We start from the raw sequence: 899 nt of genomic DNA on the forward strand, positions 1-899 counted from the left end.
AATTGCACGAGCGATAACGGAAGAAGTTCCAATGACAATGCCAAATGCCAGACTTAATAGGATAGAGATAATTGGAATGGTAAAACTCATTGCGGTGAGTTCGCGAGTGCCGAGTTGTCCGACATAATAGGTGTCTACAATGTTCATCGACATGATGGCCAAGATGCCGCCAATCATAGGAACCGTCATTTTGTAGAGCTGCTGGCTGATATTGCCTTCGGTAAGGTTGCGTTTTCTCAAAATATTAACGAATAGTTATACTTCAGTGTCGTAGGCTAGAGGATGAATAGAATCTTTAGGGGACTATATCACGAACTTCGATGAAAAGAGTGCTTAAAGGGAGGGGAGATCAGGGCGCGTCTTTTTGCTGTTCATTGGGTTTGCCCTCAGCTGGCGTTTCATCGGAGTTTTGTTTTGCATCACTATCATCGCTTGGTGCTTGCGTTTTGTGCTTATGTACCTGGCTCATTTTGGATCTGAGCACTTCCATCTGTTCCTCTTGAGTCTCAATCATTTCTTGTAAAGCATCTTCCTGCTCAGCGATAAAGTGAAGAGACATATTGAATGCTTGTTTAGTAAACTCAAGAACGCGTTCGTAGCCTTCATCCGATAGCTGTCTCGCTTGGTCTTGAGAACGGTAAATATTGATGAACTGTCGCTCTCTTTCATAATGAAGAGGAAGGCGTCCGGCACCCCAGTCATTCAAGATTTTCCATGTGTCTGGTGCGTAGGTTCTACTGTATTTGAGAATGAAAGGAATAGGGTCGTTTCTGGCAAGAAGGGCGGCCAGGCGGAGTATTAGTTCGAAAGAGAGAGTGGCTGTGCCATTCTCTACAGCTTCGATAACGGACTTATCTTTCAGGTTTACAGCTTCGCTAAGCTCACTAACTGTCAGGCCG

General features: G+C 44.7%; 1 protein-coding gene and 1 pseudogene. Both read right to left on the reverse strand.

Translation table 11 applies throughout. The features are described 5' to 3' along the window. The coding region (locus tag A3766_RS10700) for an MATE family efflux transporter (RefSeq protein ID WP_255375437.1) at positions 1 to 240 on the reverse strand (240 nt) is incomplete at its 3' end. Between the two features lie 109 nt (positions 241 to 349). Beyond that, a pseudogene (locus A3766_RS31020) lies at positions 350 to 899 on the reverse strand (XRE family transcriptional regulator); the annotation flags it as partial.

This window comes from Oleiphilus sp. HI0132, from assembly GCF_001635845.1.